23 protein-coding genes and 1 riboswitch are annotated in these 24,723 nt (G+C 42.8%); of the genes, 16 read left to right on the top strand and 7 right to left on the bottom strand.

All coding sequences use genetic code 11. The features are described 5' to 3' along the window. The first annotated feature begins 45 nt into the window (after positions 1 to 45). The 11 genes from trxA (KEM09_RS07535) (at position 46) to KEM09_RS07485 (ending at position 10,965) form a co-directional block, all read left to right on the top strand. The gene (gene trxA, locus KEM09_RS07535; RefSeq protein ID WP_212227275.1) at positions 46 to 405 is read left to right on the top strand and encodes a thioredoxin; all 360 of its coding nucleotides are present in this window, start codon (positions 46 to 48) and stop codon (positions 403 to 405) included. A 114-nt stretch (positions 406 to 519) separates the two neighbouring features. Next, complete coding sequence (gene trxA / locus KEM09_RS07530; protein WP_212227273.1) at positions 520 to 990, top strand: thioredoxin; 471 nt, start codon at positions 520 to 522, stop codon at positions 988 to 990. Between the two features lie 91 nt (positions 991 to 1,081). Further along, positions 1,082 to 1,177, top strand: a riboswitch (TPP riboswitch). Between the two features lie 31 nt (positions 1,178 to 1,208). Then, complete coding sequence (thiS, locus tag KEM09_RS07525) at positions 1,209 to 1,412, top strand: sulfur carrier protein ThiS (RefSeq protein ID WP_212227271.1); 204 nt, start codon at positions 1,209 to 1,211, stop codon at positions 1,410 to 1,412. Between the two features lie 18 nt (positions 1,413 to 1,430). Continuing rightward, positions 1,431 to 3,248 (top strand): phosphomethylpyrimidine synthase ThiC, encoded by a 1,818-nt coding sequence (gene thiC, locus KEM09_RS07520; protein WP_212227269.1) that lies wholly within the window; start codon positions 1,431 to 1,433, stop codon positions 3,246 to 3,248. Positions 3,249 to 3,289: 41 nt separating this feature from the next. After that, on the top strand, positions 3,290 to 3,898 hold the full coding sequence (locus KEM09_RS07515; RefSeq protein ID WP_212227267.1) for a thiamine phosphate synthase: 609 nt from the start codon (positions 3,290 to 3,292) through the stop codon (positions 3,896 to 3,898). A gap of 4 nt (positions 3,899 to 3,902) precedes the next feature. Then, on the top strand, positions 3,903 to 4,661 hold the full coding sequence (locus KEM09_RS07510; RefSeq protein WP_212227265.1) for a hydroxymethylpyrimidine/phosphomethylpyrimidine kinase: 759 nt from the start codon (positions 3,903 to 3,905) through the stop codon (positions 4,659 to 4,661). 10 nt (positions 4,662 to 4,671) lie between these two features. Next, positions 4,672 to 5,337, top strand: a complete 666-nt coding sequence (locus tag KEM09_RS07505; RefSeq protein ID WP_212227263.1) for a thiamine phosphate synthase — start codon at positions 4,672 to 4,674, stop codon at positions 5,335 to 5,337. 81 nt (positions 5,338 to 5,418) lie between these two features. Continuing rightward, a complete protein-coding gene (locus KEM09_RS07500; RefSeq protein WP_212227261.1) occupies positions 5,419 to 6,192 on the top strand; it encodes a thiazole synthase in 774 nt (257 codons plus the stop codon). A 108-nt stretch (positions 6,193 to 6,300) separates the two neighbouring features. Beyond that, positions 6,301 to 7,413, top strand: a complete 1,113-nt coding sequence (thiH, locus tag KEM09_RS07495; protein WP_212227259.1) for a 2-iminoacetate synthase ThiH — start codon at positions 6,301 to 6,303, stop codon at positions 7,411 to 7,413. Between the two features lie 34 nt (positions 7,414 to 7,447). Further along, positions 7,448 to 8,263 (top strand): glycosyltransferase family 2 protein, encoded by an 816-nt coding sequence (locus tag KEM09_RS07490; RefSeq protein WP_212227257.1) that lies wholly within the window; start codon positions 7,448 to 7,450, stop codon positions 8,261 to 8,263. A 248-nt stretch (positions 8,264 to 8,511) separates the two neighbouring features. Continuing rightward, positions 8,512 to 10,965 (top strand): TonB-dependent receptor, encoded by a 2,454-nt coding sequence (locus KEM09_RS07485; RefSeq protein ID WP_212227256.1) that lies wholly within the window; start codon positions 8,512 to 8,514, stop codon positions 10,963 to 10,965. Positions 10,966 to 11,075: 110 nt separating this feature from the next. Here the strand turns inward: KEM09_RS07485 and KEM09_RS07480 are convergent, their stop codons facing one another. Beyond that, positions 11,076 to 12,911, bottom strand: a complete 1,836-nt coding sequence (locus KEM09_RS07480; RefSeq protein WP_212227255.1) for a B12-binding domain-containing radical SAM protein — start codon at positions 12,909 to 12,911, stop codon at positions 11,076 to 11,078. 289 nt (positions 12,912 to 13,200) lie between these two features. On the opposite strand from KEM09_RS07480, the gene KEM09_RS07475 reads away from it, so the two are divergent. After that, on the top strand, positions 13,201 to 13,683 hold the full coding sequence (locus KEM09_RS07475; protein ID WP_212227254.1) for a glutathione peroxidase: 483 nt from the start codon (positions 13,201 to 13,203) through the stop codon (positions 13,681 to 13,683). 56 nt (positions 13,684 to 13,739) lie between these two features. Continuing rightward, entirely contained in the window at positions 13,740 to 14,180 is a 441-nt protein-coding gene (locus tag KEM09_RS07470) for a MarR family winged helix-turn-helix transcriptional regulator (protein ID WP_212227253.1), read from the top strand. A 351-nt stretch (positions 14,181 to 14,531) separates the two neighbouring features. Here the strand turns inward: KEM09_RS07470 and KEM09_RS07465 are convergent, their stop codons facing one another. The 5 genes from KEM09_RS07465 to KEM09_RS07445 form a co-directional block, all read right to left on the bottom strand. Continuing rightward, positions 14,532 to 15,338 carry a penicillin-binding transpeptidase domain-containing protein gene (locus KEM09_RS07465; RefSeq protein WP_212227252.1) on the bottom strand — a complete coding sequence of 269 codons (807 nt, stop codon included), beginning with the start codon at positions 15,336 to 15,338 and terminating at the stop codon, positions 14,532 to 14,534. Positions 15,339 to 15,442: 104 nt separating this feature from the next. Beyond that, positions 15,443 to 15,964, bottom strand: a complete 522-nt coding sequence (locus KEM09_RS07460; protein ID WP_212227251.1) for an ester cyclase — start codon at positions 15,962 to 15,964, stop codon at positions 15,443 to 15,445. A 268-nt stretch (positions 15,965 to 16,232) separates the two neighbouring features. Beyond that, complete coding sequence (locus KEM09_RS07455) at positions 16,233 to 16,460, bottom strand: putative signal transducing protein (RefSeq protein ID WP_212227250.1); 228 nt, start codon at positions 16,458 to 16,460, stop codon at positions 16,233 to 16,235. A gap of 204 nt (positions 16,461 to 16,664) precedes the next feature. After that, positions 16,665 to 17,993: an SPFH domain-containing protein gene (locus KEM09_RS07450; RefSeq protein WP_212227248.1), complete on the bottom strand. Its 1,329-nt coding sequence runs from the start codon at positions 17,991 to 17,993 to the stop codon at positions 16,665 to 16,667. 194 nt (positions 17,994 to 18,187) lie between these two features. Further along, positions 18,188 to 20,323, bottom strand: coding sequence for a glycoside hydrolase family 97 protein (locus tag KEM09_RS07445; protein WP_244824904.1), 2,136 nt, complete (start codon positions 20,321 to 20,323; stop codon positions 18,188 to 18,190). A 326-nt stretch (positions 20,324 to 20,649) separates the two neighbouring features. Here KEM09_RS07445 and KEM09_RS07440 point away from each other — a divergent pair, with 326 nt between their 5' ends. The 3 genes from KEM09_RS07440 to KEM09_RS07430 are packed head-to-tail and all read left to right on the top strand — an operon-like array spanning position 20,650 to position 22,892. Further along, positions 20,650 to 21,324: a hypothetical protein gene (locus KEM09_RS07440; protein WP_212227246.1), complete on the top strand. Its 675-nt coding sequence runs from the start codon at positions 20,650 to 20,652 to the stop codon at positions 21,322 to 21,324. Position 21,325: 1 nt separating this feature from the next. Then, positions 21,326 to 22,105, top strand: coding sequence for a patatin-like phospholipase family protein (locus tag KEM09_RS07435; RefSeq protein ID WP_212227244.1), 780 nt, complete (start codon positions 21,326 to 21,328; stop codon positions 22,103 to 22,105). Between the two features lie 22 nt (positions 22,106 to 22,127). Next, positions 22,128 to 22,892 carry a TIGR00266 family protein gene (locus KEM09_RS07430; RefSeq protein WP_212227242.1) on the top strand — a complete coding sequence of 255 codons (765 nt, stop codon included), beginning with the start codon at positions 22,128 to 22,130 and terminating at the stop codon, positions 22,890 to 22,892. 59 nt (positions 22,893 to 22,951) lie between these two features. On the opposite strand, the gene KEM09_RS07425 is transcribed toward KEM09_RS07430, so the two are convergent. Beyond that, positions 22,952 to 24,661, bottom strand: coding sequence for a glycoside hydrolase family 9 protein (locus KEM09_RS07425; RefSeq protein WP_212227241.1), 1,710 nt, complete (start codon positions 24,659 to 24,661; stop codon positions 22,952 to 22,954). Positions 24,662 to 24,723: the final 62 nt, after the last annotated feature.

Raw genomic sequence — 24,723 nt, 5'->3', positions numbered from 1 at the left:
TTATTTATTAACTTTGCAGTATTCACAAACTAAAAAACAAAAATTATGGTACAGCATTTAACCAACGAAACATTCAAGGAAAAAGTTTTCAATTATACAGATAGTAAAGAGTGGAAGTTTGAGGGTGATAAACCAGCCGTTATTGATTTTTACGCCGACTGGTGTGGACCATGTAAAATGGTAAGCCCAATCCTTGATGAATTATCAACCGAGTTTGATGGAAAAATAGACATTTATAAGGTAGATACTGAAACCGAGAGAGAATTGGCCGGAGCATTTGGTATCCAGAGTATTCCTTCAATTCTGTTTATTCCAAAAGAAGGTCAGCCTCAGATGGCGCAAGGTGCTTTACCGAAAGACACCTTTATCAGAGCTTTTAAAGATGTTTTGAAAGTAGAAAAATAATTGACTGACGCCATAACAAGCTGTTAAAAGCCTGTTAAACTGGGTTTGGATAACAACTAATTTATAGGTACGGAGTTTAACTTACAGATTGAGAAATATTAATTTGAAGAAGATATGAAGAAGATAGGTTTATTTGTTTTGATAGGCATAATAGCCACCTCTATAGCTGGCTTTGAGCTATATTCAACTACCAGCGATGAAGCCAAGGCTGCTAAAGAAGAAAACTCTGTTATCTATTTAGATGCCCAAAGCTTCAAAGAAAAGGTATTTGATTATGAAAATAATACCGAGTGGAAATATGAAGGTGAAGTACCGGCCATATTAGATTTTTACGCCGATTGGTGCGGACCTTGCAAAATGCTTTCACCGGTATTAAATAATATTCAAAAGGAATACGATGGCAAGATTCAGATTTATAAAATCAATACTGACCAAGAGCGCGAATTATCCGCCACCTTTGGAATACGAAGTTTACCAACCATTGTTTTTGTACCTCTGAAGGGCGAGCCACAGGCCGCTATGGGATACCGCTCACAAAACGATTTAGAGACAATGATTAGCGAAATATTACAAGTCGATAAGTAATTATCGCAATTAGATGATAAATTGAAAGCCGAAGATTTTTTCTTCGGCTTTTTTTTGTTTAGGAACTTTTTTTTCGTTTACCTTTGGCTCATCAAATTATTCGGGGTGCCTTACTTTACAGGCTGAGATTACACCCATTGAACCTGATGCAGGTAATGCTGTCGCAGGGATATGAATGACTCTCTATTTGGCTTCCCGTATAAAATGTTAGAAAGACAATGAACATTTTTATCAACGGGCAAGCAACAGACATGCCTGATAACACTTCAATTGACGATGTATTGCAACGCATCGGACAAACACATACCGGTGGCATTGCCTTGGCGGTAAACGACATGGTGGTTCCCAAAAGTCAATGGGCTAAGGCTCAAATTTCTGACGGTGACAAAATTCTAATCATTAAAGCCAGCCAGGGTGGCTGATCCTTAACCTTTACAATTATGACTAAAAGCAAAATATCGCAGGAAGGGCTGACTACCGGTCCTTTTCCTAATTCGAAGAAAATATATGAATCGGGCCAGATTCATAACATCAAAGTAGCACATCGCAGCATTGAACTGAGCGACACCAAAACAAGTGAAGGTGAGATATTCCAGAACCCACCTGTCACTGTTTACGACACTAGTGGCCCATACACCGATCCTGATTATGCTGTTAATTTGGAGAAAGGCTTACCTAAAATTAGAGAACAGTGGATCAAAGAACGCGATGATATCCAGGAATTAGAACAGCTAAGTTCTGAATATGGTCAGATGCGATTGGCAGATAAGAAGCTGGACCATTTACGTTTCGACCATGTGAGTACCATGCCCCTTAAGGCAAAAGACGGACGCTGCGTTACTCAGTACTACTATGCCTGTCAGGGCATTATCACACCAGAGATGGAATATGTCGCCATTCGTGAGAATCAACAAATTCAGCAAATACAAGAAAGCTATCGCGAGCATCGCGGCCAGTGCTATGGTGCGCAGATTCCAGAAAAAGAAGTTACACCTGAGTTCGTAAGGGATGAAATAGCGGCAGGTCGTGCTTTTTTACCTGCCAACATCAACCACCCCGAAACGGAGCCAATGATTATTGGTCGTAACTTTTTAGTAAAGATCAATGCCAATATTGGCAATTCACCAACTACGTCCTCCATCGAAGAAGAGGTGGAGAAGGCTGTTTGGGCAGTACGCTGGGGAGCCGACACCATCATGGACTTATCAACTGGCGATAATATACACGAAACACGCGAATGGATTGTACGCAACTCTCCGGTACCGGTGGGTACAGTGCCTTTATACCAGGCGCTTGAAAAAGTAAACGGCGACGTTGAAAAACTATCATGGGAAATATACCGGGATACGCTGATTGAGCAAGCTGAGCAGGGTGTTGACTATTTCACTATTCATGCCGGATTACTATGGAAACATATTCCATCTACCATCAAACGCGTAACAGGTATTGTGTCTCGTGGTGGCTCCATCATGGCAAAATGGATGCTTTATCATCACAAAGAAAATTTCCTGTATACCCATTTTGATGAAATTTGCGACATATTGGCAGCTTACGATGTAGGTGTTTCTTTGGGAGATGGTTTACGACCAGGTTCTATCGCAGATGCCAACGACCGTGCGCAGTTTGGCGAGTTGGAAGCATTGGGTGAATTAACGCAGAAAGCACGGGACAAATATGTGCAGGTGATTATTGAGGGTCCGGGACACGTACCTATGCAAGGTATTAAAGAGAACATGGACCTGCAGTTGGAACATTGTAAAGAAGCTCCGTTTTATACTTTAGGACCATTAACAACAGATATCGCTCCCGGCTACGACCATATAACATCAGCTATCGGTGGTGCCATGATTGCCTGGCACGGAACAGCTATGCTTTGCTATGTAACCCCTAAAGAACATCTTGGATTGCCGGACAAGCACGATGTAAAAACCGGTGTGATCACCTATAAACTGGCAGCTCATGCAGCTGATGTCGCCAAGGGGTTTCCAGGTGCGCAATTCCGTGATTTTGCCATGAGCAAAGCTCGCTTCGAATTTCGCTGGAAAGATCAGTTTTCACTGGCACTCGACCCTGAAACAGCTATGCAATACCATGACAAGACCTTGCCGGACGAAGGTTATAAGTCATCGCACTTCTGTTCTATGTGTGGAGAGAAGTTTTGTTCCATGAAAAGTACAATGGAGGTCAGAGACTTAGCTAAGAAGCTTGAAGATAAAAAAGAATTATTCAAAGAATCGGGTGGAGAGTTATATATGTAACGAATAACAGTTATTTTTGTGCCAGAATAAAACTAAACTTTATGAAGCCAATTGTAATTTGTTATCCAACCCAACTTAATAAGGAAGTTGAAGCAATTAATGCTTTGTTTGAGGCCGGACTTGAAATTTTACATGTACGAAAGCCCGCTTACAGCGAAGCGGACATGATCGCATTTATTGATTCTATTGATGCTCAATATCATAATCGCATTGTGGTGCACAGTCATCTTTCCATTGTGGAACCTAAAGGCCTGAGAGGCGTTCATTTCACCTCTTACAACCGCCACCTGATTGATGATTACAGCAATAAATCATTGCCCAAAAGCATCTCGGTGCATTCAATGAGCGAGCTTATCAATTTGAGTGAATCATTCAACTATGCTTTACTAAGCCCGGTTTTCGAAAGTATCTCGAAAGAAGGATATGGCCCGGCCATTGACCAGACCATATTAAAGAAATTTTTATCCACAATTCATGATGTCAAGGTATTGGCACTTGGTGGCATCGACCATAAAAATGTGGATATTGCCAAAGAGCTAGGCTTTGATGGTGTTGTTTTACACGGACACCTGTGGGCGCAATTTGAAAATGATGGTGACATTGAAGGTGTTGTTGAACGCTTCAAAGAAGTCACTGAAAAATGGACTTAAACAAATGAATGAAAGACCTTATGTACTGAGCATTGCCGGATTTGACCCATGCAGTGGCGCAGGTGTTACAAGTGATATTAAAACGTTTGAACAACATAAGGTCTATGGCTTAGGCGCTGTAACGGCTATTACCTATCAGAATGAATCAGACTTCGAGGGTGCTAAATGGCTGTCGGTTGAAGAGATAATTAAACAGCTCATACCGCTTGCTGAGCAATACTGTCCGAAAGCTATTAAAATTGGTTTAATAGAGTCGGCTGCGACTCTTAGTCAAGTTTTGGATTGGATAAAGAAAAACTGGCCAGAGGCTTTTATTGTATGGGATCCCATATTAAAAGCTTCTGCCGGATTTCCATTCCACACTCACCTTCACCAAAGCATACAGGAATTACTAAGAGAGAAGGTAGACCTTCTCACTCCCAACCTGCCTGAATACTCGCTACTATTTAACGATTCAGATGCACAGATACTCGCCAATCAGCTGAAGACATCTATTCTCATTAAAGGTGGTCACTCCAAGGGCAATACAGTTTGCGACACACTCTACAGCTTTGCACAAGAGCCTATTAAAGTAACATCTGAAAAAGTTAAGGGAGACTGGCAAAAGCACGGTACAGGTTGCATACTTTCGGCTGCAATCGCATCCGAAATAGCACTTGGCAAATCCTCGGCAGTTGCCTGTCAATCAGCTCATTTTTATGTGAAAAAAATTATTGGCAGCAACATTACACTGTTGGGCTATCATTATAACTCCATTGATTAATCATACAGCTATGCAAAAGAAATCAATCGCACGTCTGCAATTTATTACCTCCCCTTCTACCCAAAGCTATTTACAGCAAATACAGTCGGTAGTGATGGGTGGCGGTAACTGGGTGCAACTGCGCATGAAAGAAGAAAAAACAGAGAATATTGAACAGGTAGCCGTTGAAGCACTCAGCTTTTGTATGGATAATGGTGCTACTTTTATTATGAACGACCATGTGGATATTGCAGCTAAAATTGGTGCGGATGGTGTTCACCTGGGTAAAAATGACATGGCTCCCGATGAAGCGCGTACTATTTTGGGGCCACAAGTCATTATTGGTGGTACAGCCAATACTTTTGATGACATAGAACGACTGGCCACGTTAGGGGTTGATTATATTGGCCTTGGCCCCTTCCGTTTTACCGAAACTAAAAAGAATTTAAGCCCCGTGCTTGGCTCCCAAGGCTATCGGGCTATCCTTAATCAATGTAAAGAAGCAGGCATCAACCTTCCTGTGATTGCCATTGGCGGACTATTGCCTGACGACCTGCCCGAACTGTTTAAAACAGGCGTACATGGGGTGGCCATCTCATCATACATCGCTAAAAGTGAACAACCGGGTGCTACAACTCTTGATTTATTGCAGGAGATTGGACGTTACAGCTCGGCCAACTGGACCAGATTTCATTAAGCAGTAAGGCAATTATTTAACAGGCAGAAGTTTAAAAAAAGACACTAATAACACAACCATAACAGCTATAAGCTAAGAAAAATGACTCCACTCCAATTAGGCGATAAAACATTTTCATCACGATTATTTACCGGAACTGGTAAGTTTGCTTCCAATCAACTGATGCAGGAAGCCATTGAGGTCAGCGAATCGGAACTCGTAACCGTGGCCTTGCGCCGCGTTGATATGAACAATCAGGCCGACGACATCCTAAAACACCTGAAGCACAAACGTATCAACCTGCTGCCCAACACTTCGGGCGTGCGCACAGCTAAAGAAGCTGTCTTTGCAGCACAGCTGGCTCGTGAAGCACTGGAAACCAACTGGCTGAAACTGGAGATTCATCCGGATCCTAAATACTTACTGCCCGACCCTATTGAGACCTTAAAAGCTGCTGAAGAACTGGTGAAACTTGGCTTTATCGTATTGCCATATGTACAGGCCGATCCGGTTTTGTGCAAACGCCTTGAGGAAGTGGGCACTGCAGCCGTAATGCCATTGGGAGCACCCATTGGTTCGAATCAGGGATTACAAACCAAAGAGATGCTGCGCATTATTATTGAGCAAAGCCAGGTGCCGGTTGTTGTGGATGCGGGTATTGGTGCTCCTTCACATGCCGCCGATGCCATGGAGATGGGAGCCGATGCTGTGCTTGTCAATACCGCTATTGCTGTTTCGCCCAATCCGGTTGAAATGGGAAAAGCCTTTAAGCTGGCGGTGGAAGCCGGGCGCATGGCCTATGAAGCCAAACTGGCCACCAAGTCGATGGGTGCAGAGGCATCCAGCCCTTTGACAGCTTTTTTGGATGAATTGTAGAAAAAAAGCTGATAGCTGTTAGCCTATAGCTGCTAGCGATTTACATCTTTCAAAAAAAAAGAAAATGACCTATAATACTGACTACTGTCTACTCACTACTGACTATAGATGAAAACATTTGAAGAGGTGCACGCTTCTCACGATTGGGAAAGTACCAAAGCATCGATACAAAATAAAACCAGGGCTGATGTTGAACAAGCCCTTTCAGCCCACACGCCAACATTAGAGGATTTTAAGGCATTAATCTCACCGGCGGCAGAAAGCTACCTGGAGCATATGGCGCATAAAAGCCGGGCAATTACGCAGCGTCGCTTTGGTAAAACCATACAGCTATACATTCCACTCTACCTGTCAAATGCGTGTGCCAACTCATGTGCTTACTGCGGATTTAGCCACAACAACAACATCACACGCATTACCTTAAACAAAGAACAAGTGTTGCAGGAGATTGCCGTGATCAAAAAAATGGGCTTTCAGCATTTGCTATTGGTTACCGGTGAACACCCCAAAGAGTGCGGTTTTGACTACCTGAAAGAGATGGTTGAACTGGTCAAACCTCACTTCCCATCGGTTTCCATTGAGGTACAGCCTATGAAACAAGAGGAGTACGAAGGACTAATTCAACTGGGACTGCACACGGTGTATGTCTACCAGGAAACCTACAACCGTACAAACTATAAAACCTATCATCCACGAGGTAAGAAATCTGATTTTGCCTATCGACTGGAAACACCAGAGCGCCTGGGGCGTGCCCACATCCATAAAATTGGCATTGGCTGTCTGCTGGGGCTTGAAGACTGGCGCACCGATTCATTCTTTACAGCCCTCCACCTTAACTATCTGGAGAAAACCTACTGGCGTACCAAGTACAGCATCTCCTTCCCTCGTCTGCGACCCCATATAGGCTCATTCCAGCCCAATGTGGATGTGACTGATAAACAATTAGCGCAGCTGATTATGGCTTACCGTATTTTTAATCCTGATGTTGATCTGTCGCTTTCAACACGCGAGAGCAAAGCGTTCAGAAACAACATGCTGCAATTGGGAGTGACAGCCATGAGTGCCGGTTCGAAAACTGAACCAGGCGGCTATGCTGTGTACAACAAAGCACTTGAGCAGTTCTCAGTCAATGATGATCGCAGCCCGAAAGACATATGCGAAATGATTAAAGCTGGCGGTTACGAACCTGTATGGAAAGACTGGGACGATTGTATGCATTAATTGGTTTCACTACTTTTGGACAAACAACACCTATATGAACATACCTTCAGGATCTCCCACAATTTCACTGATTATCTCAACCTATAACCGCCCGCAGGCATTATATCATGTACTACAATCGGTTCGGGTACAAAAGGAAATGCCACATGAAGTAATTGTTGCTGATGATGGCTCAGGTGATGAAACACGTCAGGTAATTGAACAATGCCAGAGAGATTTTCCCGTACCTCTCATTCATGCCTGGCAAGAGGATGACGGTTTTAGACTGGCAGCGAATAAAAATCATGCTGCTTCCAAAGCGAGTGGTAATTACCTACTGTTTCTTGATGGCGATTTGGTGATGCACCCCAATTACATCAAGGATAACAGAATTACTGCAACAAAAGGTTACTTTGTGGTTAACACCCGGGTAATGCTGGACGAAACCTTTACAAAAGACGTATTCAAAAAAAAGCAGTTTAGTATCTCTGCCAGCCAGCTGTTTAAACAAAAAAACAGCAAAAACGGCCTTCATATGCCACGGTTGGGTAAGTTAATACCCACCAAACAAAAGCTAAAACCCTGCCGTGGTGGCCTGATGGGTATATGGAAAGAAGATTTTGTGGCTGTTAACGGTATGAATGAGGACTTTGTGGGGTGGGGCTTTGAAGATACCGACTTATTTATTCGCCTGTTTAACTACGGATTAAAACGGCACAATAACAAATTCAGGGCTTTGACCTATCACCTCTACCATCCTATTGAAAACACCGATAACGCACAAAACAATAAAGCACTGGCTGAAAAAATGAAGGGCAATAGCAGCTATTTCTGTACGAACGGACTGGATAAATACCTGCCAAAACAATAATTTTACAGAAGCATCTACCATTCAGCTACTTGAAAGGAAAGATGATTTATATAGGACAAAAAGGTCTTGTTTTTCTTTGATAATAGTAACGGGCTGGCTACTTTTGCGCCCAATTCCAATGGGGTGCCCCTTCAGGGGCTGAGATTATACCCTTCGAACCTGGCCGGGTAATGCCGACAAGGGAACAGAGTATCTCCAAATTATTCCTCATTGCGGTATTAGTTAATAACTTAAACTGCGTAATTAAAATGAAGAGGTTTTATGCATTAGCGCTGGTGACAGTAATAACACTGGGAACCATAGCGCAAAACACATTCAACGGACACGTCACTGATGAAACCGGGGAGCCCTTGGTTGGTGTAAATGTCATCGTCAAAAGCTCCTTTAAAGGAACAATCACCAATGCCAGTGGGCATTTTTCTATTACTACTAAAGATGAGGATCCAACATTAGTATTCTCATATGTTGGCTATGAATCACAATCACTGGAGGCGGCCAACGACTTAACAGTCACTATGCAGCCTTCAGCTGTGCTTACCGATGAAATTATTGTGTCTGCCATACGAGCTAATAAACAAGCTCCAGTTGCCAGTTCCGAGATGACTTCTGAAGAAATACAACAGCAGAATTTCGGACAAGACCTTCCCTTCCTGCTCAACCAGATGCCTGGTGTTGTCACCAACTCTGATGCCGGTGCAGGTGTGGGATACACTGGCCTGCGCATAAGAGGTACAGATATTACCCGCATTAACGTAACGGTAAATGGTATCCCCATGAATGATGCCGAGTCGCAAGGTGTATTTTGGGTTAACATGCCTGACTTTGCGGCTTCTGTAGATAAAGTGCAGGTTCAGCGTGGTGTAGGTACCTCTACCAATGGAGCCGCTTCTTTTGGTGCTTCGGTTAACCTTAACACGCTAAACTCCGCTTCAAAAGCTATGGCTTTTATTGATAACAGCTATGGCTCATTTAATACCATGAAAAACTCAGTAGCTGTTTCGAGCGGATTACTGAATAACAACATGGCTTTTGATGTACGCTTATCGCGGATTAACTCAGATGGATTTATTGACCGTGCCACCTCTGATCTAAAATCATACTATTTCTCTGGCGGTTATTATGGCGATAAGACGACGGTTAAATTCATCACGTTCTCGGGAGCAGAAAAAACCTACCAGGCATGGAATGGTGTGCCCAAGGTGAAGCTGAACAATGACGTGGCAGGAATGGAAAAGTTAATAATGATGGATGGATGGACAGATGCTGAAGCTGCTAACCTGTTTGCTTCAGATGCCCGCACATTCAATAAGTACTTGTACGAAAACCAGACCGACAACTATCAGCAGGACCATTACCAGTTTCATTTTACCCACCGGGCCAATGAGTTTTGGAATCTGACAGCAGCCTTGCATTACACCAAAGGTGAAGGCTACTACGAGTCGTATAAAAACAGTCGCAAATTTAAAGATTACAACGTAGGTTTCGAGAGTATTGTCATAGATGGCGAAACCATTGAAAAAACAGATCTTATTCAGCGTAAATGGCTGGATAATGATTTCTATGGAGCTACCTTTTCGGGTATCTACATCAACAGTAACCTTGAGCTGGTAATTGGTGGAGCATATAATGAATATGATGGCGACCACTTTGGTAATGTCATCTGGAGCCAGTATAATAATGGTATCCCTCATAATCACCAGTGGTATTTTAACAATGGTAAGAAAAAGGACCTTAACAGCTTCATCAAAGCCACATATGCCCTTAGCGATAATTTTTGGTTATATGGCGATATGCAATACCGTCATGTAGACTATAAAATGAGTGGCAACCATGACGACAACAGTGATTTAACTCAGTCGTATACATTTGATTTTGTAAACCCTAAGATGGGAGTTAATTTACAATTGAATCAACAGCAGCGCTTGTTTGCATCATTTGCTGTAGCACAGCGCGAACCATCAAGAAGTGACTTCAGGGATGCTCCGGCCGACCGAAAGCCGCAACCTGAAACGCTTTATGACTGGGAACTGGGTTATGAATACTCAAGCGACAAAGTGTTTGTCAACCTTAACACCTACTATATGCTGTATAAAGATCAGCTCGTATTAACTGGCGAGATTAACGATGTGGGTGCACCCATAATGGTGAATGTGCCCGATAGTTATAGAGCCGGTATTGAGATAGAAGGTGGTATATACCTGTCATCAAGCATTAACTGGGCCGGTAATGTGGCTTTATCTACCAATAAAATTAAGAACTATACGGAATATGTTGACAACTGGAGCTACTGGGATGATCCTGAAAATGAACCTTACCAGTATGTAAGTGAATTGGGTGAAACAGATATTGCCTTTTCGCCTTCTGTTACTGCTGCCAGCCAGTTTAACTGGACGCCGGCAAAAGGCATGACCATATCCTTATTAAGCAAATATGTAAGCGACCAGTATATTGATAACACATCTAACGAAGCACGTAAACTGAATGCCTGGTTTGTAAATGATTTGCTACTGAGCTACGATTTTACGATCCCTTCTGTTGGAGCCTTCAATCTTGGTTGCAAGGTTAACAATCTGCTTAACGAAGAGTATGAATCAAATGCATGGGTATATCGCTACTATTATGCAGGCGAACACGATGTGTTGGATGGCTATTTCCCACAGGCTGGCACCAACTTTATGATACGACTCGGCATGAAATTCTAATACCGTTTTATATACTCCTGACAAAGCCTGCATCGTCTGAAGCGGGCTTTGTTATTATAGATTTTAAATCTTCTATTCAGGCAAGATCAAAGTGATTATCGACTACACACCTACTCCACGTCGATTAATGACACCACCTGGTCCAGCTCTGCGTTACAATACAATAAATAGCCCATGCGCAGGTTGCTTATCACCTCTTGTAAGCGTTCCCTGTTAAGGCTGATAAATTCCTCCCTTGCCAATGCATATAACTCATCAAAGCTTATGACTTTTTTAGCGCTTGCCTTCAGTACAAAGGCATACTCCGGTTCGCCAAAAACAATGTTTTCGATCTCGCTGCCATCGCAATATTCGGTATAATACAACACACCATCATGTGCTTGTACAGTGTAGCTGAAACGGTGCTGTTTGTAATAGTTTTCAGCTTCTTCAAGCCTGTCCCACTCCCGCGCATTAGCAGCCACATTACGTTGATAGCGAAATAAGTGAAAGCGCTCATCGTGATCAGAAAAGCTGCCTGGTAACAAATACGATAACTCATCAACAGTGTAATTCCCCACCTCGTTATCGGGCATCAACTTGTAATACTTCGACATGGATGACAACACAAGCGTCACATAGTTGTGCGAAAATTCGACAATCGGGTGGTTATAAAAGAATCGTAAGAAATGTAGATTATTCAAACATTCCTGCACATCGCTCTCTGTTTCCCCGGGCACGTGTTTAATTACGTTCACATAGGGATATATGCCATTTTTCAGGGCATATTTGATAAACTGCACATTATCAGAAAATGTATTGCTCTTATTCATCTTCTTAAGCAAACCGTCGGATAAACCATCGTAGCCAATAAACAGGTTTTTGAAACCGGCAATGGCCATCTTTTGCATTAATTCTTTTGAGTAATGCCTGTTTGGTATTATCTCGGCCCAAAAAGAAAAGTCCTCCTCAGTTTGGTACTTCAGGTCAATCAGCAAATCGAGCAATGTTTCAAAATGCTTTAAACTGCCAAACGTATCACTATCCACAAACGTAAAAGTAGTGAGGCCATACGCCCGATTGATGGTGGCAATCTCATTGACCACACATTCAGGACTTCGTGCCCGTAACTTATACCCCTTGTTAAAATCGCAGAAGTTACAACGGTGCCAGTGACATGAGCGGATGGAATTGATGGGCAAACTTATTTGCTCACGATCTTCATCTTTTGGGAAAGCACGCAGATAATCACTGTAATCGGGATAGATGTAATGGTCGAAATCGAGGTACTCACTTATGTTATGATCCGATTGTACAAGGGTGTTTTCTTTGCGGTAAAATAAACGCGGCACATCGGATAAATCTGTTTCCTTAGCATTCATCTGAGTAGCCAGCTTCAATAAGGGATATTCCCCTTCGCCCCAGCTTGCATAATCAAAGGCCGGGCATAACCTCATCGCTTCGCGCGCCACCTCATCACTGCCAAATCCTCCTATAACCACCTTCACATGAGGCGCCACTTTCTTCAACTCTTCAGCCAGTATAATGCCAGGTATCCATTGGTTAAACTTGGCCGTGATACCAAACAAACTAATCTCAGTCCAATCAATTGCCGCTAATCCCTCTCTGATTCGACGGATGATTTCAGTTTTTGCATCTTTTAGAAACTCTGCATAGTGGTTGATATCAATACTGATATAATCGGGATTTAATGCCTGAAGCTTAGATAGTATCCGCCTATTGCCAATGGCATTGCCATGTTGATCGTTGAGAATAGACAAAAAAGGCAACAAGCGATCTTCTGTATCTTCGCTATCGGTAAAATCACTCATCACCGACAAGCCGAAGTTCCAATACTTTATGGCTGTTTCAAAGCCGTTTACATTCATAAACTTCTTAAGTATAGAAAGCGAAATAGATGGGCTGTAAATATCGGCTGGTGGCAAACAGTTTAAAAGTATTCTCATTGGATATCTGTTGATAGCATTCGTTCTATTGCTATGCAAAGGTAGGTAAATATGGTGTAATAGCCTTTATCTGTATGATGGTGGGATATACTGTCATGGCCTGCCCCTAAAGATAGCAGGCCGCTACACTTTCGCTTTTGTCGTTTCATCACAGCGTATTGTCGTTTCATGCATAAATATCGCCTTTTTTATATCGTGAGCGATATTTATTCGGAAGCTTTATCTATATTTGTATCGCACACGATATTTATACACTATAAAGACAAAAAATACATAAAAAACGAAAACTATGACCAACAATTTTTATCAATTTGAAGCCAACAGCCTGCAAGGCAAAACCATTAAAATGAGCGACTATAAGGGCAAAACCGTATTGGTGGTGAACACCGCCAGTAAGTGTGGTTTAACACCCCAGTACGAAGGCCTCGAAGCCTTATATCAAAAGTACAAAGACAAAGGCCTGGTAATACTGGGGTTTCCGTGTAACCAGTTTGGCAACCAGGAGCCAGGCGATGAAAAATCCATATCAGAAGGCTGCCTGATTAACTATGGCGTGAGTTTCCCCATGTTTGCCAAGGTAGACGTGAATGGTGAACAAGCTCATCCCCTGTTTAAATACCTCAAGAGTGAACTGGGCGGACTGCTGGGCAGCAAAATCAAGTGGAACTTTACCAAATTTATCATTGATGCCAACAGCCAGCCCATAAAACGGTTTGCACCCGTTACCAAGCCTGCTAAAATTGACAGCTACCTATCTAAAATTTTACAGTAGATTTGCATTGAATTTGGGGAGCCGTGAAGGTTCCCCAATAAACTAAACACCATACAATGGCCTACGAACAATTAAAACTTGAAAACCAGCTTTGTTTCCCTGTGTATGCAGCATCAAGGCTGATAACCCGTGAATACCAACCGCATCTGGATCGGCTGGGTATCACCTATCCGCAGTACCTGGTGTTTATGCTATTATGGGAGCAGGACGAGCGCAGTGTGAATGAAATTACACAAAAACTCATCCTGAATACCAACACGGTTACACCACTGCTGAAACGGATGGAAAAACAAGGATTTATTACGCGTACAAAGTCGACTGAAGATTCTCGCAAGGTGATTATTAAGCTGACCACCAAAGGGTATGAACTGCAAGAGCAAGCAGCTGTGATACCCGAGTCGCTTGTGAAAAAAATTGCTGGCGACACCATGGATATTGATACCCTCAAACGATTAAAAAACGATTTAGACCAGCTGATTAAACTACTGAATAAATAAGGATGCTATTCGGCGGCTGGCCAATGGTGCTAGAGCTGATTAAATTGAAACATACGGACAATTCCCCCTCTCCCTGCAGGTGTCTCCCCATGGGGAGAATTGATTCCCATAACGTTAAAATTTCTTTACGAAAGCTGCCTATCGATCTTCCCCTGGGGGAAAACAAAGTTTCGCTAATGCCTTTGAAGTTTAACACAAATTGGCAAGTGCCGAAGGCGATGAGGGAAATACGGCCGTCTTAACTTTTGATGTTATATTGTTACACCACGCGTGAGGACATACGTGGTAGCAGGGGTAATAACTGAGGGTATTATAGTTCCTTCATCTATTCACATAATAACTTACTCCCAACTATTCACTAACACCAAGCTCCTTAAGCACTTCTTTGGTAAAAACAATGCGTTTTCCCAGAATACTCTTGAAATCCTTGTCTTCAATGTTCATGGCAAAATAATAGAGCTCATCGCCTTTTTCAACAAAGCCAATGACCCAGCCAATGCAGTTACCATTCTTAATTTCGCCGGCACCGGTTTTATAGTATAAGGTGTAGTCATCGTGCGGCTCCTGCAGCATCCCTTTTTTAATGGTACTAATGGTTGAAGGTGACAGATTGAAGGCATTGGTATATAGCTGCCGAAGAAACGCAATCTGCTCCATGGCGGATTTTTCTATCTGGTAGGTCAAGCCAAAATAATGCAGCTTTTCCACCTGAAAGCCCGGCTGATAATCGAGGTGGTTAAGGTATTGCTCCACCATTTCGGTCGTCATTAATGGCATCAGTTCAAAGTAATACCAGTTAACCGAATACTTAAGGGCCGACACAACTGTCTGGTCCTGACTCCAACCTGCCGGCCAGAAATTTCCAGGCGGATATTTACCCTTATCCCACTTCATCACCGCTGTATCATTGGCTATCAGCCCCTCTTCCAGGCCAATAATGGACCACACTATTTTAGAAGTTGAATGCACCGAAAAAGCCTGACTGGCCCTATCGGCATTGTAAACCTTATAGTTATCGCCCCCTACATTGTAAAGCACAAAAGTACCTGTAGTACCTTCAAATACCGATTCTAGGTTAAGGTCTTCCTGCGTTGCTGTTTGTGCGCCAAGGCTTGTGGCAAATAGCAACAGCCCGAGAAATAGTAAGTAACGTAGCATAGATGTTGAGTTTGTTTTTTCAATGAGCTACAAGATAGCATTAAACGATGATACTTAATAGTTACAATTCGCTTGAAGACGCACTCGGTAGCTGGCCAGTATCTCTATTTTAGTTCCAATCCTAATTGCATCATCATTTCTAATTCATTTAAGAGCTCCCATTCCTCAGCTATTTTTCCATCCTTAATTCTGAAAACCGTATAGGCTTTTAGGTGCAATTCGTTGCCCGTTGGTGGTATTTCGCCCAGCTGACCTTTGTGGAAGCCCCTCAATTGACACCGCGACATGACCTTATCACCCTCTGCAATTAATTCATCAACCACAATATGTGTATCATGAAATGCTGAGCGATACATGCTATAAACCTGCTTATATTCTTCAACACCATTTATACTACTGCTGCCATGGTATATAACATCTTTAGTCAAAAGTTCATCTAATATTTCTATCCGACGTTCTTCCCACTTGCCTTCCCAATACCTTTGAACTATTGATTTATTCGTCTCCTCAAGCTGTTTTTGAGCTTTTAAACCTTCAAGTTCTTCGGTTAATTGTTTGTTGTTGCACGAAACCATTCCTAGTAAAGCAACACTTAACAGAAACAGGTAAAACCTAATTGCTTTCATTTTCCATTGTATTAAGATGAATATACAAGTTACGTCAGCATTCAGGTTTTGGCCATACCGGCCTACAGTATGAGGTATATTGAGTAGGAGGACAAACTATGCCTCAAGCATAGCAATAAACATTAACCACGAATAGGTTCGCATACAAAACCCCGCCTGATACATTGAGCAAGCGGGGTTTATAATTTCGTCTATTAATAAGCTGATGGCTGGTGGCTAATGGCTGATAGCATTTAATCGGCTTCTCATTTCTCACCTCTTAAAACTCCTATTCTGCCTTTTTAAATTCTTCCACCCATTTGAGCGCAGCTTCCTTATCCTTTTCCATCACCAGCACATCGGCTCCGTCAAGCGTGTGGTGTGGCGCCACCATGCCTATTAGCTGATTCTTCATACTGGCTTCAATGCCATTGTCTTTCAGCACCTGGCAAAGCATTTCCACCTCCATGGGTGTACCGTTAAATACAGTCACTAATTTTGTGTTATCGTCTGTCATAGCTTATCGTTTTAAGTTTGTTTTTAAGATAGGAATAGTTTATTAGTTTTTGGGTAGAAGGCAGAAGTTATTTTGCAAATGCATCTTGTACAAATCCCCCACAGTCCTGCGGACAGCTCCCCATGGGGAGCATAGATGTACATGCTATGGGAAATAAAAAAGCCACTCCCGTTAGAAGTGGCTTGCAAGTATAAGGATACTGTTTTAGTTGCCTTTACTGGTTTGTAGTTGCTTGGCCATGGCCGCTCCTATCAGGCTTTCCAGAGGGGTACCTCCTTTAGAATCACCACCCATAATCATGGTTTCAGGGAATTTGATTTTGGCAATCTCAGCCGCCACCTTCACATCACGATCCAGTTCCATTGCCAGTTTCACCTCAGGTGTGATACCTGCGTTTACCTTCTTGGCAATTTCGTAGGCCTCGGCATCAGCTGTTACCTTTTTCTTCATGGCATTCAGCTTTTCGGTTTCAAGGGCAATGGCTGCCAGCTTCTTATTGGTTTCTTCCTGCTTCAGCTTGGTTTCAATGGCAATCAGTGCCTTCACCTGTTCCTTCTCCTGGTTGACACGCTCTTCGGCTTTATCGCGCTCACCCTGCGCTACAATACGTTGCTGCTCAGCCTTAGCCGTTTCAATCATCTGCTGCTCTAACTGTCGCTTTGCTGATTCATCGCGCTGTGCTTCCAATCGCTGTTTAAAGGTGGCTTCCAGGTCAATCTTATCTACAATCACCTGCGAAACAATGATATTATTCTCCGACAGTTCATGCGGAATACGCTTTGGTATACCGTTCTCCATAATTTTCTCAACCCTGTAACTGGTCTGTATCTCCTTTATGGTACGCTGCTTGGTGGTCATATCAATCGCATCGTAAATCGTATCTTTCACTTCCAGCTTATTTACCGCATACGTTCCCTCCTTTAACTGCTCTTCAAAAGTTTGACGGAAAGATTGTGCTTCACCAGAGATATAGTTTTGCGCTGCAAACATATAGCCGGTGTTGATGAGTTGTTCACGCACGGTTGGAATAATGGTGTTATTCACCAGGTTACTCATGGTACGATACTTAACGGCCAACTTAATAAACGAAGGACTATCTTCGGGCAATTGGAAGCGCAAAGAAACGTGTCCCTGTGCTGTCACCTGGTCGATAAAACGCACCGGTATTGGATTCATCACCCCTTCTAATTCATCCAGGTCTGATTCGGTTTGCTTACTCACCACCTTCACATCGATGTATTTCTGCCATTTATCTAATTTGGTTCCTGGTACCATTATTTTAATACCCTGCTCCATAACAGCACTCATATGACCTGTTGGTGAAACCAGCAGATAATTAAATCCTCTGTCAGCAAAAAAGAACATTGAATTAAGCAACATTAAGGTTAATCCGGCTATAACCAGTATTATCCCATGCAACTTAGTGATGCCTTTAAAAACAGCAGGCAGTTTACTATTTTGCTTTTCCAGTTTAGATATGATAAACGCTACAATACCGGCAAAAACAACCAATACTCCTAAAAATACAATCATTTTTTTACGAATTAAGTTTAAAGATTTTTTTCATTTTCCCTCTAAACATAATCCATAGCATTTAATGCACAAAATGCCTTAATCGTTTTTTTTACCAATACCAATATTATTTACATTAACGGTGTGTAATAGCAACAAAAAAGCCACCTCTGCAAAAGCAAAGGCGGCCGCGTTTAACCAAAATTAAACCCCTTTTACAGGCGCTTAACACCTCTAATATCACTCTTTTCTTTTACTTCTACAATACTTATGGCATACCCCCCACCCGGCGCACAGTACTGCGACAGTTTTGACTTATTGGTTACCACATACTTATTAATTTGATAAGCTTTCGGATTTGTTTCCCAATGTGCATCCTTTGCATCGGCATACACCGTGGCTACATACTTTTTACCGGGTTCTAGGAAGTCAAATTGAATGTGTGAGGTACGACCTTGTTCATCATTCGTACGGCCCACAAACCAACGATGGCCATCTTTCTCTTTTCGGGCATAGGTGATGTAGTCGCCTGGTTCAGCTTCCAATACTTTAGTATCCTCCCAATCGATGGCCACATCTTTAATAAACTGGAAAGCATCCATGTGTTTAGTATATGTTTCAGGCAGGTCGGCCGCCATCTGCAGTGGGCTGTACATGGTTACATACAAGGCCAGCTGACGCGCAATGGTGGTGCGTACGCGTGAGCCATTATCAGGATTATACTGGCTTACATCCGGCTCAAATATACCCGGGGTATAATCCATTGGTCCGCCAATCAGGCGTGTAAATGGCAAAATGGTGGTGTGGTTCACATTGTTACCTCCAAAGGCCTCGTATTCGGTTCCGCGGGCACTTTCATTGCCAATCAGGTTAGGATAGGTACGGCTCAAACCCGTTGGGCGCACCGCCTCATGGGCATTCACCATCACCTTGTACTCGGCTGCTTTCTCTACGGCATACTGATAGTGGTTCACCATCCATTGGCCATAGTGGTATTCGCCGCGTGGAATAATATCGCCCACGTAGCCACTCTTCACTGAATTATAGTTGTTATCAGCCATAAACTGGTAGGCTTTATCCATATGACGCTCGTAGTTACGCACCGAGCCAGATGTTTCGTGGTGCATCATAATTCTTACGCCTTTAGCCTTGGCATAGTCGCGCAGCATCTCCACATCAAAATCCGGGTAAGGTGTTATGAAATCAAACACATAGTCTTTTGATTTGCCAAACCAGTCTTCCCAGCCTTCATTCCAGCCCTCAACCAATACGGCATCAAAGCCATGCTCAGCCGCAAAATCAATGTACCGCTTAACATTATCGTTATTTGCTGAATGCGTTGAGTTAGGAGGTGTTGATGCATAAAACTTCTCTCCCAGTTTCACACTGGTTGCATCGGTATATGCCCAGCTTCCTTTACCGGTAATCATCTCCCACCATACACCAATGTACTTAACCGGTTTAATCCACGACACATCGTCGTAAGCACATGGTTCATTCAGATTTAAAGTAATGTTCGACATCAATATATCAGCTGCATCATCACTGGCAATAACCGTACGCCATGGTGTGGTACAAGGTGCCTGCATATAGCCCTTATCACCTCTTGCATCAGGTGTCAAATGTGACTCAAACACAAGGTTTCTGTCATCCAGTTCCAAGTGCATGCACGCATAATCCACCAAAGCAGCTTCGTGCAGGTTGATATACAAACCATCATCACTTTTCATCATCAGCGCTGTTTGCACGCCAGTATCTGAAAAGGGTGTTTGTGAAGCATTGGGCGTAACAGCCTTCTCCATCAAGCCACGTATCTCGCTCAATTTTGACTCGGTATAATCATATTCCTGTGTATCGTAGTCGCCGGGAATCCAAAATGCCTTATGATCGCCTGCCATGGCAAATTGCGTGCGCTCTTCTTTAATCACAAAATAGGTCAGATGCTCTTGCTCAGGAAATTCGTAGCGAAAACCTATGCCATCATCAAACAGTCGAAAACGAATCAACATCTTTCGTTGGCTCTCGGTTTGTGATAAGGTCACTGCCATTTCGTTGTAATGATTGCGAATATCTTTCCACTCACCCCAAACTGGTTGCCAGGTTGCATCAAAGGATGCATGCTCCACGCCTGTTACCTCAAAACCGTTCAACAACGACTCAGCATCTTTTAGTTCCAATCCCAGTTTGCTTTCTTTGATGACTGCTTTATCATGCAAAGCCAGCTGGTAGGTAGGAACACCATCCTTCAGTTCAAAAAACATTTTAAAGGCGCCGTTGGGTGATTTTAACTCTTCACCAAACATCGTCAGCCCCATCAATACCATAAGCTGCAAAACGAATAACTTCTTCATATACTTGTATATTTTAATACGCACTTAGCTTTGAATAAGCTCATTAATAACCAATTAACTTGTGTCAAAAATAATCAGATTAGAGAGATTTCATTTTCAGCACCCTGCATGCTGTGCAACAGGAAATACATTTAAGCGACTAACAAAAGGCATACAGTCAACTAAACCACAACACTTTGCAGCGATCATCAACTGACTCCTAAGGACTAACTTTTAAAGTCAAAATATTTTCACACATGATTAGCAAACGTTTGCAAAACAATCATCCGACAGATAAGCCTATATCCCGCAGGATTTCTATCTTTAAGCAATAAAACTTAAGCACAATGAAGCATCTCTTTATTCTACTTATCCTGTTGGCTGCTACATGCGCAGCCTCAGCTCAAACTATAAAAGCCATTACTCAATACGGTGAAACGGTGGTTTTGTATGAGAATGGCACCTGGAAATACGAGAAAGATATTGAAAACAAGGCCTCACTAAGTCAGGTGAATGCACCTGTTGCAGTGGCGCCTGTTGCAACTGCTCCCAAGGTTATTTCCGTTGACAATACTAAAAATACCACCTCAGAAAAGGTTGAAATAATGAATGCCGTCAGCAAAAAACTGGCTCGTTTCTTTGGCGAAGAAAAAGGCAGAATACGCTGTTCAGCATCCGCCACCAATAATAATGGTGAGGTACTCATCAATTTTGAATTTATGGTGCCAGTGGGTGATGCCAACCGATACTTTGGCTATACAGCCGAAGAACGCCCTGTACATTTAATTCTTTCCAACGGTGCAGAGCTTACTAATACCTTCACGCACAATATCGAAGAAAAATTTATCGATAAGTGGAATGTGTCCTACTATAAAGCCAGCATCCTTTTGAGTAAGGAAGACATCACTCAGCTATTAATTAATAATACAATGCGCCTGAAGGTAGATTGGAAGAAAATCGAAGAGGAATATACGATTGATAATATCGAAGGCATTAAAACCATCCTAACCGAAGTTATCTGACATGAAACAGCTAGGAAAAACAGGACTGGCACTTGGTGGCGGCGGAGCCAAAGGTTTTGCCCATATTGGCGTTATAAAAGCCCTTGAAGAGTTTTCTATCCCTATCCACAGTGTAGCCGGAACCAGTATGGGAGCCATTATTGGTGTACTCTACAGCGCCGGCTTTGATGCGGATACAATTATCAGGAAGCTGAAAGATGAAAAGGTATGGAATTGGTTTAACATTGATATACTGAAAGGTGGCCTGGTCAATCTGAACGGAGTTAAAGAGGCCTTACTGGAGCACCTGGGGCACGAGGATTTCTCGCAATTGAAGAAACCATTCTGCATAACAGCCAGCAACCTTAATACCGGCAAGGTAAAAGTGGTGAGTGAAGGTCAGCAATTGTTCGACTGGGTAATTGCCAGCGCCAGTGTGCCGGTAGCATTTACACCAACCGTTATTGATGGTTATACCTATGTTGATGGCGGTTTGTTTATGAACCTGCCAGCCGAACCTTTAATGTTTGATTGTGATACCGTGATTGGTTCCAGCGTGGTAGCCGATAAAAAGATGGACAAGATTAAGAACACCAAGGATGTAGCCGAACGTGTGTTTAATTTATCCATACTGCAGAACGAACGCATCAGCCGCCTGCATTGTGATTTTTTTATCGAAACCAAAAAGCTGAGTAAATATTCGATGTGGGATTTTAATAAGTTTGATGAAATTATTGAACACGGTTATAACTCAGCCAAAAAGAAGATAGAAAACGATATTTTACCCAACATAACTAATTAAATAACACTTAAACTTAACAACTATGAACTCTCACGAGATAGATTATGAAATTAAAGGCCATGATGTTCAATTTGTAGAGATTGAATTGGATCCACACGAGACTGTTATTGCCGAGGCAGGTGCAATGCTTTATATGGAAGACGGCATTGATTTTGAAACAAAAATGGGCGATGGCTCTAATCCATCACAGGGTTTTCTGGGCAAGCTGGCTGCTGGTGCATCACGACTAATTACCGGTGAGTCACTTTTTATTACGCATTTCACCCATCGTGGTTATGGCAAAAAGCGAGTGGCTTTTTCAGCTCCTTATCCGGGAACCATCGTGCCAATTGACCTGAGCCAAATAGGCGGCCGTGTTATTGTGCAGAAAGATGCCTTCTTATGTGCTGCATTAGGCACCAAACTATCCATGCATTTCAACAAACGCATAGGCGCCGGCTTTTTTGGCGGTGAAGGTTTTATTCTTCAAAAGCTTCAAGGAGATGGCAAGGCCTTTATTCACGCCGGTGGTACATTGGTTGAAAAAGAGTTGAGCGGCGAAACGCTCCGCGTTGATACAGGTTGTGTTGTTGGTTTCACAGATGGTATCGACTTTAGCATTGAACGAGCCGGAGGGCTAAAATCCATGGTATTTGGTGGCGAAGGGCTGTTCCTGGCCACTTTGCGCGGAACAGGTAAGGTGTGGTTGCAATCAATGCCAATCAATAAGCTGATAAGGGCTATTGCGCCCATGGGCAAGAACAGCGGTAAAGAAAGCAGCGGCCTGTTAAATGAGCTGTTTGAATAAATACCTCAAAGCATATGATGAAGCCGCACAGCCAATAGCTGTGCGGCTTTATTAATCCGTTATGGCCTGTTAAAATAGCTTGCAACAAACTGAAATGCCGCATTGGTGTAAATGGTATGTTCATTGGACGAGTAGCTTTCTTCATTATCCAGGAAAACCCGGGCCGGTGGTGTTGAATCGGTAAAAACCGCCTGCAGGGCTTCGTCATTACGGTACTTGTTGGGACCGCCCGTCATGATGCCTGGCACTGGCTCAGCATTTAAATCCGATACCGTAGGCGCATGGTGCAGGTGCAATATCCGGTTGGTACCTACCCCTGTCACATAACATTTCTTGTTGGGATTCATACCAAGGATATAGTCCAGGTGCCGTAATGCTATTTCTCCACTCCTTTTATCATTCAATAAGTAATCCCCCATTATGAGGTTCATGGCTTTAAACATGACCGTACCATTAGACCCCCAGGTATAGTCATCGGGCAACATGCCAATACCAAACCCATCCTTACTGGCGATTTCTTTATGATGATTACAATAGTTGATTAGTCCCTTCCGCAATTTCTCCTGAACAGATAACAACTGCTTATCTTCAGCCAATAATATTGAATAGAAACCTAAAGCTGCGGGGTTAATCCATCCGGCTTCGGCAAACTCACTGTTAAAAATAGTATTTAACGCGTTGAAATCATTCAGGTATTTTCTCTTGCCGGTTGTCAGATACAACTCGGCAGCTGCCCATATACGCTCATCCTTGTCATATGCATCAGAATAACCACCTGCTTTTGTATCAGCCGGATTCTTAAATCCTCCTTCAGGAAATATCTCAGGATGCTGCTCAAGGTACTTATAGGATAGTAGAGCTGCCTGAAGACACTTATCCGCCAGGTGCCGATCCAACTCTTTAAATACACGTGCTGATTTTGCCATAATGGCCGCAAAGTCAGCTGTAGCTGTCGATGACACTTCATAGATAAACTGCGGAACCTGACCCTCTGATGGCATTATAAACTGCACATAATCTTTGGTGTGTATTTTTTCATGAACAGCGCCATCTGTTCTCTGCATCTTAAAAAGCCAATCAAGCTCATAGCGTATTTCGTCCAACATATCTGGCACACCATTGCCACTTTCCGGAATATTCCAGCTATCGGACTGCCATTTGCCTTGGTTAATCTCATAACTTGCATACAAAATACCAATGGTCACGCTTCCCGGCGCCACATATTTGCCATAATCACCGGCATCGTGCCACCCGCCAGTCATGTTCTTCACTCCCTCTTGTTCACAATCCGGATGATAAAAGCAATTATCTGTATGGCAGGTTTTACGGGCGTACTGACCACCATACTTAGGCTCTATCTCCATGCCGCATCGTTGCAGAAAAAGGGCTTTATTGGCCTTCTCCAGCACATCGGTATACACATCATCAGCAATGGAAAAGGTATAGGAAGTGATGCCTGAGTTAAGGGGTGAATGCACACGAATCAAGTAATTACCGGCAGATACAACTGCACTAAAATCGCCTTCATACAAGGTCATGCCACTGCAGGCATCATTTTCTCTGTGCAATTGAAAAGTCCCTTCATACGCAATTGTGCCCGTATGCGTATTGATGACCTCAAATCGCTCGGCCGGATAATCAACCAGTACCTTCTTAGGCATTGAAGGAATATAGCCTAACTGGTTTACATAGATGTTTTGTTGGGCTGTAAGCGAATTGCATACAAAGCCGACCACCAACCACAGAATGGTTGTTTTAATCTTATTCATAATTTTAATTTTAAGGTTTACTGTCTAAAATAAGTAAAAACAATACAACCTATGAAATCATT

Source organism: Carboxylicivirga mesophila, from assembly GCF_018271975.1.
Taxonomy (GTDB): domain Bacteria; phylum Bacteroidota; class Bacteroidia; order Bacteroidales; family Marinilabiliaceae; genus Carboxylicivirga; species Carboxylicivirga mesophila.
The sequence above is the reverse complement of the archived record's forward strand: the minus strand, read 5'-3'. Positions and strand labels throughout refer to the sequence as shown.

Coding starts and splice junctions, on each gene's coding strand:
- trxA (WP_212227273.1), top strand. CDS start 520: ATGAAGAAGATAGGTTTATTTGTTTTGATAGGCATAATAGCCACCTCT.
- KEM09_RS07475 (WP_212227254.1), top strand. CDS start 13,201: ATGACCAACAATTTTTATCAATTTGAAGCCAACAGCCTGCAAGGCAAA.
- KEM09_RS07510 (WP_212227265.1), top strand. CDS start 3,903: ATGAATGAAAGACCTTATGTACTGAGCATTGCCGGATTTGACCCATGC.
- KEM09_RS07490 (WP_212227257.1), top strand. CDS start 7,448: ATGAACATACCTTCAGGATCTCCCACAATTTCACTGATTATCTCAACC.
- KEM09_RS07480 (WP_212227255.1), bottom strand. CDS start 12,911: ATGAGAATACTTTTAAACTGTTTGCCACCAGCCGATATTTACAGCCCA.
- KEM09_RS07425 (WP_212227241.1), bottom strand. CDS start 24,661: ATGAATAAGATTAAAACAACCATTCTGTGGTTGGTGGTCGGCTTTGTA.
- KEM09_RS07445 (WP_244824904.1), bottom strand. CDS start 20,323: ATGAAGAAGTTATTCGTTTTGCAGCTTATGGTATTGATGGGGCTGACG.
- KEM09_RS07505 (WP_212227263.1), top strand. CDS start 4,672: ATGCAAAAGAAATCAATCGCACGTCTGCAATTTATTACCTCCCCTTCT.
- KEM09_RS07430 (WP_212227242.1), top strand. CDS start 22,128: ATGAACTCTCACGAGATAGATTATGAAATTAAAGGCCATGATGTTCAA.
- KEM09_RS07450 (WP_212227248.1), bottom strand. CDS start 17,993: ATGATTGTATTTTTAGGAGTATTGGTTGTTTTTGCCGGTATTGTAGCG.
- thiH (WP_212227259.1), top strand. CDS start 6,301: ATGAAAACATTTGAAGAGGTGCACGCTTCTCACGATTGGGAAAGTACC.
- KEM09_RS07500 (WP_212227261.1), top strand. CDS start 5,419: ATGACTCCACTCCAATTAGGCGATAAAACATTTTCATCACGATTATTT.
- KEM09_RS07440 (WP_212227246.1), top strand. CDS start 20,650: ATGAAGCATCTCTTTATTCTACTTATCCTGTTGGCTGCTACATGCGCA.
- thiC (WP_212227269.1), top strand. CDS start 1,431: ATGACTAAAAGCAAAATATCGCAGGAAGGGCTGACTACCGGTCCTTTT.
- KEM09_RS07435 (WP_212227244.1), top strand. CDS start 21,326: ATGAAACAGCTAGGAAAAACAGGACTGGCACTTGGTGGCGGCGGAGCC.
- KEM09_RS07515 (WP_212227267.1), top strand. CDS start 3,290: ATGAAGCCAATTGTAATTTGTTATCCAACCCAACTTAATAAGGAAGTT.
- KEM09_RS07455 (WP_212227250.1), bottom strand. CDS start 16,460: ATGACAGACGATAACACAAAATTAGTGACTGTATTTAACGGTACACCC.
- KEM09_RS07470 (WP_212227253.1), top strand. CDS start 13,740: ATGGCCTACGAACAATTAAAACTTGAAAACCAGCTTTGTTTCCCTGTG.
- trxA (WP_212227275.1), top strand. CDS start 46: ATGGTACAGCATTTAACCAACGAAACATTCAAGGAAAAAGTTTTCAAT.
- KEM09_RS07465 (WP_212227252.1), bottom strand. CDS start 15,338: ATGCTACGTTACTTACTATTTCTCGGGCTGTTGCTATTTGCCACAAGC.
- KEM09_RS07485 (WP_212227256.1), top strand. CDS start 8,512: ATGAAGAGGTTTTATGCATTAGCGCTGGTGACAGTAATAACACTGGGA.
- KEM09_RS07460 (WP_212227251.1), bottom strand. CDS start 15,964: ATGAAAGCAATTAGGTTTTACCTGTTTCTGTTAAGTGTTGCTTTACTA.
- thiS (WP_212227271.1), top strand. CDS start 1,209: ATGAACATTTTTATCAACGGGCAAGCAACAGACATGCCTGATAACACT.